This is a genomic window from Stenotrophomonas sp., assembly GCF_050737075.1.
Lineage (GTDB): Bacteria > Pseudomonadota > Gammaproteobacteria > Xanthomonadales > Xanthomonadaceae > Stenotrophomonas.
On record NZ_JBOHXV010000064.1, the window covers coordinates 22,311 to 28,831 of the forward strand.

The window sequence follows — 6,521 nt, forward strand, 5'->3', positions numbered from 1 at the left end:
CCGCCACCGGCTGCGTACCCACCAACGGTGGGTACCTACCGCAGGTTGGCATGCCGGAGTTCCGTCACCAGCGAATCGGCACTGATATCGGCCAGCCTGCGCGCCCCGGTCAGCGTCATCGCCACGCGCATTTCGTTGGCCATCAGATCCAGCAGGTTGGCCACACCGGCCTCCCCCTGCGCGGCCAGCGCGTAGACGAAGGCGCGGCCCAGCAGCACGCCATCGGCGCCCAGCGCCAGCATGCGCACCACGTCTAGCCCGCTGCGGATGCCGGAGTCCGCCAGGATCTCCAGTTCGCCCTTGACCGCATCGGCAATGGCCGGAAGCGCGCGCGCGGTGGACAGCACGCCGTCCAGCTGGCGGCCGCCATGGTTGGACACCACGATGCCATCGGCGCCGAAGCGCACGGCGTCGCGCGCGTCCTCCGCATCCAGCACGCCCTTGATCACCATCGGGCCGGTCCAGAACTCGCGGATCCACTCGAGGTCCTTCCAGGAGATGGATGCATCGAAGTTGCTGCCCAGCCAGCCGATATAGTCGGCCAGCCCGGTCGGACTGCCGCGGTAGGCCGAGATGTTGCCCAGGTCATGCGGGCGTCCGCGCAGGCCCACGTCCCACGCCCAGCGCGGGTGCGTGACGGCCTGCAGCATGCGCCGCAGCGGCGCGTTGGGTCCGCTCATGCCCGAATGCGCATCGCGGTACCGCGCCCCCGGCGTCGGCATGTCCACGGTGAACACCAGCGTGGTGACGCCGGCGGCCTTGGCCCGTTCCAGCGCGTTGCGCATGAAACCGCGGTCCTTGAGCACATACAGCTGGAACCACATTGGCCGACCGATGGCCGGCGCAACTTCCTCGATGGGGCACACCGATACCGTGGACAGGGTGAACGGAATGCCCCGGCTGGCGGCGGCGCGTGCCGCCTGCACCTCGCCGCGCCGGGCGTACATGCCGGTCAGCCCGACCGGCCCAAGCGCCACCGGCATGGCCATGCGCTCACCCAGCAGCTCCGCCTCCAGGCTCAGGTCGGCCACGTTGCGCAGGATGCGCTGGCGCAGCGCGATATCGGCCAGGTCGGCGACGTTGCGCCGCAGCGTGTGCTCGGCGTAGGCACCGCCGTCGATGTAGTGGAACAGGAACGGCGGCAGCCGGCGCTGCGCGGCAGCACGGTAATCGGTGGAAGCGGAAATGATCATGGTCCAACCATGGCGGATGCGAATGCGGCCCGCCCATTAGACCAAAGATCTATGCCGCACTCTCAGCCGCAGCCGCACGCGCTGGCAGGGCCCTTCAGCTCCACGCCGTTGCCATCCGGGTCGCGCAGGTAGAGCGAAAGCCCATCGCCCTCGGCCCCCAGGTTGCTGGCCGCCGGGCCATCCACCGACACCCCGTGGATCTTCAGGTGTTCGCGCAGGTGCGCCTCATCGAAGGGATCCACGCGCAGGCACAGGTGGTCCAACTTGCGCCCCTGCGCGCCGGCAGCGGCACCGCCGCGGCTGCCCAGCGTGCCATCGACGCTGATCAGGTCGATCATCGACGCGCCCGCATGCAGATGCACCATGCCCAGGGAGGGCCGCTCGCGCGCGACCGTACAGCCCAGCACGTCACGGTAGAACGCCACGGCGCGCGCCAGGTCCTGCACGCGCAGCACCACGTGGTCGATGCGTTGGATTTCGAAGGGACGTTGACTGCTCATGGCGACTCCAGTTTCTTGGCCAGCCGGCGGAAGACGGTCAATACAACGACACACATGACACTGACGCCGATGGCGATCACGTACTCGCCGATGCCGACGGCGATGCCGATCGCCGCGGCCATGATCAGTGAGCTGGCGGTGGTCAGGCCACTCACCTCATCCTCGCGACTGCCGCGCAGGATGGTGCCGGCGGCCACGAAACCCACGCAGGCCACCACGGCTTCGATCAGGCGCACCGGGTCCACCTGCAGCAGGTCGCGGTAGCGCTCCTGCTGGAAGTGTTCGGCAATGCTGTCGCCGAGGCCGACGATCAACGCGGCCGCACCGGCAATCAGCATATGCGTGCGCAACCCCGCCGCATGCTTGCCCAGCTCGCGCTCCAGCCCGAGCACGCCGCCGAACAGCATCGCCGCGGCAATGCGCAGCAGGATCGAAAGATCTTGTTCCAGTCCCATCCACTTCTCCTCGCCTATGCGCGAAGACTTGCGTGGCGGTCGTGGCAGCACCGTGAAATCGGGCGTGAGCGCCGCGTGCAGGAGCGGGGCGTGCCCCGCTCCGTACGGATCACTGCGCCAGGTAGCCGCCGTCGATGGCGTAGTAGGTACCGGTGGCGAACGAGGCGTCCGCGCTGGCCAGCCATGCCACCAGTGCCGCTACTTCCTCGGCCTTGCCGAGCCGATTCAGCGCATGCTTGGCCTCCAGCGCCTTGCGTACCGCCGGGTCCATCTTGTCCAGCAACGGCGTGGCGATGAAGCCCGGCCCGACCGCATTGACCCGGATGTTGTCGGCGGCATGCTCCCAGGCGGCGGTCTGGGTCAGCCCCACCACGCCATGCTTGGCCGCCACGTAGGCGGCGGAATTGGCGAAGCCGACCTGCCCCAGGATGGAGGCCATGTTGATGATGCTGCCGCCCTTGCCTGCCTTGCGCAGCGCCTGGATCTGCGCACGCTGGCACAGGAACACGCTGTTGAGGTTGAGGTCGATGACCCGCTTCCAGCCGTCCACCGGATAGTCGCCGCTGCTCGCCGAGGGCCCGCCGATGCCGGCGTTGTTGACCGCGATATCCAGCCCGCCCAGTTCCTGCACGGTGCGCTGCACGGCCGCTTCGACGGCCTGCTCATCGGTGACATCCAGGGCGACGCCGATCGACTTCACGCCTCGCGCGCGCAGCGCATCGGCGGTCTTCTGCACCGCGTCGTCCTTCAGGTCCCACACCGCCACCGCCGCACCGGAATCGGCCAGCAGTTCGGCCACGGCCAGGCCGATGCCGGAGACGCCGCCGGTGACGATGGCGACCTTGCCCTTCAGTTGGTAATCGATCATTGCGTTTGCCTCTGCTTGAGTCCCTCTGAGCCTACGCCTGGAATGCGTTACACAACGTGCACATAGCGCACCGCAACAATGCTTCCCATCGCTGCAACGCACCCGGCCGTATGCTGGCTGTCGTAGCCCTGCACGACTCCCTTCCCCAAGGCACTGCACATGACCCAGTCCACTGACGGCACGTTGTTCACCCCCACCCGGCTCGGCGCGATCGAGGTCGGCAACCGCATCGCGATGGCCCCGCTCACCCGCAACCGCGCCATTGAAGGACGCGTGCCCAACCCGCTCGCCATCCAGTACTACGAGCAGCGCGCCAGCGCCGGCCTGATCATTGCCGAGGCCACGCAGATCAGTCCGCTTGGCCAGGGCTACCTCGACACGCCCGGCATCTACAGCCAGGCGCAGATCGATGCATGGCGAAAGGTCACCGATGCGGTGCATGCGCGCGGCGGCCGCATCGTGCTGCAACTCTGGCACGTGGGCCGCATCTCGCACACCAGCCTGCTGCCCGAGGGCGAAGTTCCGGTCGCACCGAGCGCGCTGCGCGCCAACGGCAAGACCTTCACCGCCAAGGGTTTTGAAGACGTCTCCGAACCGCGCGCACTGCGCCTGGACGAAATCCCAGCGCTGATCCAGGACTACCGCCAGGCCGCCCGCAACGCGATCACCGCCGGCTTCGACGGGGTGGAAGTGCACGCCGCCAACGGCTACCTGATCGACCAATTCCTGCGCGACGGCAGCAACCTGCGCACCGACGAATACGGTGGCAGCATCGAGAACCGCACGCGCCTGCTGGACGAGGTGGTGCGCGCCATTGCGGCGGAGATCGGCGCCGAACGTACCGGTGTGCGTCTTTCGCCGGTCACGCCGGCCAACGATGCGCACGATTCGCAGCCGCAGCCGCTGTTCGAGCGCGCGGTCGAGCGCCTCGACGCGATCGGGGGCCTGGCCTTCATCCATGTGATCGAAGGGGCCACCGGCGGCCCGCGCGACAACATTGCGTTCGATTACGCCGCGCTGCGTGCGAAGTTCCGCGGCCCGTGGATCGCCAACAACGGCTACGACAAGGACAGCGCCGAAAAGGCCGTCGCCTCGGGGTATGCCGACATGATCGCCTTCGGCCGCGCCTTCATCGCCAACCCGGACCTGGTCGAGCGCCTGCGGCTGGGCGTGGCACTCTCCGAGTTGGACCCCAACACGCTGTATGGCGGCGGCGCGAAGGGGTACATCGATTACCCGAGCGTGTCCGGTTAACCCGTAGAGCCGGACTCTGTCCGGCTTTCCTGGTTAACCGTAGAGCCGGGCTCTGCCCGGCTTTCCTTAGTACGTAGGCAACGAAATGAACGACGCGTTGTCCGGTGCATGCCACACCTGCTGGGTGGCCTTCTGGTAATCACCCGGCTTGGCGAGGTAGATGTTGGGCACGAAGGTCTGCGGGTTGCGGTCGTACAGTGGGAACAGGCTGGACTGCACCTGCACCATGACCCGGTGCCCGGGTTGGAAGACGTGGTTGGCGGTGGGCAGGCCGAACTTGTAGTCCAGCACCTGGTTCGGCGCGATCGCCTTCGGGTCGCTGAAGCTCTCGCGGTAGCGTCCACGGAAGATCGCCATCGACACGGCCAGTTCGTAGCCGCCCATTTCCGGGGTGGACGGGGTCTGGTCGGGGTAGACGTCGATCAATTTCACGACCCAGTCGCTGTCGCTGCCGGTGGTGGCCGCCTGCAGGTTGACCTGCGGCGCGCCGCCGATCCGCAGCGGTTCGGTCAGCGGCTCGCTGACGAAGGTCAGCACATCGGGGCGGCCGTCCACGAAACGCTGGTCCTTCACCAGCCAGCTGGTCCACATGTCGCGGTCGGCGAACCGCACCGGACGCGGCACGAACGGCACCGGCTTGGCCGGATCGGCGACGTAGGCTTCATAGGTCGCCTCGCCTGCCTGCGGCGCTTCGAATGAAAGTTTGCCACCGGCGCGCAGGTACAGCGGCCGGGTCTGCGCGGCGGTACGCGGCCACTGCTGCAGTTTGTCCCAGTGGTTTTCGCCGGTGTTGTAGATCAGCACTGGCGGCGTATCGGCCTTGGCGGCGCCATCGACGAGGTACTGGTCGAAGAACGGCTTGAGCACGTCGCGGCGGAACTGCAGGGCGGTATCGCCATCGAACTTCAGCGCGCCCAGGCTGCTGCCGTCATAGTTCACCTGGCTGTGCCGCCACGGCCCCATGACCAGGTAGTTGAGGGTATTGCTGCTGTCACGCGGCTCCATGGCGGCGTAGCTGTGCACGGCGCCCCACATGTCTTCCTGGTCCCACAGGCCCTGCAGCCACATGGTCGGCACTTTCAACGGGGTCTTGGCCATCTGCGCATCCAGCGCCTGCTGCTGCCAGAAGGCGTCATAGGCCGGGTGTTCGATCAGTTTGTGCCACCACGGCAACTGGTCCAGGCCGTTGGCCTTGGCATAGTCGCCGGCCGACCCGGCGCGCAGGAAGGTGGTGTAATCGTCGTAGCCGACGCTGGGAATGGCCGGGCCCCTGCCGCGTTTGGCGAGCTGCCCGGTGAAGTAGCCGAAGTTGACCTGGCGGAAGGCCCCGTAGTTGAGCCAGTCATCGCCCATCCAGCCGTCGATCATGGGGCTTTGCGGCGCGGCAACCTTCAGCGCCGGGTGCGGGTTGGTCAGCGCCATGACGACGGTAAAGCCTTCATACGACGAGCCGAGCATGCCCACTTTGCCGTTGCTTTCGGGCACGTGCTTGACCAGCCAGTCGATGGTGTCCCACGCATCGGTGGCATGGTCCACTTTGGTGGTATTGAGCGGCCCACGCAGCGGCCGGGTCATCACATAATCGCCTTCGGAACCGTATTTGCCGCGGATATCCTGGAACACGCGAATATAGCCGCCATCGACAAACACTTCATCGCCCTGCGGCAGGATGTCGCGCATATGCGGCGAATCAATCCGCTTGGCACGGTTGGCCGCGTCGTAAGGCGTACGGGTCAACAGGATGGGCGCGTTGCGCGCGCCCTTGGGCACGACGATCACGGTATACAGTTTGGTGCCATCGCGCATGGGAATCATCACCTCGCGCTTGTCGTAGTCGTAGTTCGCCGTCGGCGTCACGAAGCCCTTGGCCGGAATATCCGGGGTCATGGGCGAGGTCTGCGCCGACACGCTGGCGGCGATCATCAGGCTCAACAGCGCAACAGGCACGACACGAACACGCATGGCTCTCTCCGGGCAGGTGATGGCGACCAACCCTCGCAGCCTATCCCTCTTCGTCCCCACCGCCTATGTGCCGATGGTTGGCCGCGAACGGCCACGTATTGCAAAGTCCTGAAGCCCAAAGCCCAAGGCCCGAAGCCCAAAGCCCAAAGCCTTGGTCTGCGAATCTCTCTGGCTTGGGCCGGCGGCGGTGGGTTGGCGGGCGACGCCGTGAACCCGTCCATGGGGGCTTAGTCGCGGCATCCATGCCGCTCATACCCCCGCCAACCCACCCCCGCCGACCCTTTGACAG

Annotated in this window: 6 protein-coding genes; 1 reads left to right on the forward strand and 5 read right to left on the reverse strand. The window is 66.8% G+C overall.

Features of this window, described 5'->3' with window-relative positions; genetic code table 11:
• Nucleotides 1–35 precede the first annotated feature (35 nt).
• The 4 genes from lldD to ACREPD_RS15080 form a co-directional block, all read right to left on the reverse strand.
• Entirely contained in the window at nucleotides 36–1,193 is a 1,158-nt protein-coding gene (gene lldD / locus ACREPD_RS15065; protein WP_431600075.1) for an FMN-dependent L-lactate dehydrogenase LldD, read from the reverse strand.
• Nucleotides 1,194–1,255: 62 nt separating this feature from the next.
• Entirely contained in the window at nucleotides 1,256–1,693 is a 438-nt protein-coding gene (locus ACREPD_RS15070) for a VOC family protein (RefSeq protein ID WP_431600076.1), read from the reverse strand.
• Nucleotides 1,690–2,148 carry an MgtC/SapB family protein gene (locus tag ACREPD_RS15075; RefSeq protein ID WP_431600077.1) on the reverse strand — a complete coding sequence of 153 codons (459 nt, stop codon included), beginning with the start codon at nucleotides 2,146–2,148 and terminating at the stop codon, nucleotides 1,690–1,692. Before ACREPD_RS15075 ends, ACREPD_RS15070 begins: the two co-directional genes overlap by 4 nt.
• 109 nt (nucleotides 2,149–2,257) lie before the next feature.
• Nucleotides 2,258–3,016, reverse strand: a complete 759-nt coding sequence (locus ACREPD_RS15080) for an SDR family NAD(P)-dependent oxidoreductase (protein WP_431600078.1) — start codon at nucleotides 3,014–3,016, stop codon at nucleotides 2,258–2,260.
• 159 nt (nucleotides 3,017–3,175) lie between these two features.
• On the opposite strand from ACREPD_RS15080, the gene ACREPD_RS15085 reads away from it, so the two are divergent.
• Entirely contained in the window at nucleotides 3,176–4,270 is a 1,095-nt protein-coding gene (locus tag ACREPD_RS15085; RefSeq protein ID WP_431600079.1) for an alkene reductase, read from the forward strand.
• Between the two features lie 66 nt (nucleotides 4,271–4,336).
• On the opposite strand, the gene ACREPD_RS15090 is transcribed toward ACREPD_RS15085, so the two are convergent.
• Nucleotides 4,337–6,232 (reverse strand): CocE/NonD family hydrolase, encoded by a 1,896-nt coding sequence (locus ACREPD_RS15090; protein ID WP_431600080.1) that lies wholly within the window; start codon nucleotides 6,230–6,232, stop codon nucleotides 4,337–4,339.
• Nucleotides 6,233–6,521: the final 289 nt, after the last annotated feature.

Coding starts and splice junctions, on each gene's coding strand:
- lldD (WP_431600075.1), bottom strand. CDS start 1,193: ATGATCATTTCCGCTTCCACCGATTACCGTGCTGCCGCGCAGCGCCGG.
- ACREPD_RS15070 (WP_431600076.1), bottom strand. CDS start 1,693: ATGAGCAGTCAACGTCCCTTCGAAATCCAACGCATCGACCACGTGGTG.
- ACREPD_RS15075 (WP_431600077.1), bottom strand. CDS start 2,148: ATGGGACTGGAACAAGATCTTTCGATCCTGCTGCGCATTGCCGCGGCG.
- ACREPD_RS15080 (WP_431600078.1), bottom strand. CDS start 3,016: ATGATCGATTACCAACTGAAGGGCAAGGTCGCCATCGTCACCGGCGGC.
- ACREPD_RS15085 (WP_431600079.1), top strand. CDS start 3,176: ATGACCCAGTCCACTGACGGCACGTTGTTCACCCCCACCCGGCTCGGC.
- ACREPD_RS15090 (WP_431600080.1), bottom strand. CDS start 6,232: ATGCGTGTTCGTGTCGTGCCTGTTGCGCTGTTGAGCCTGATGATCGCC.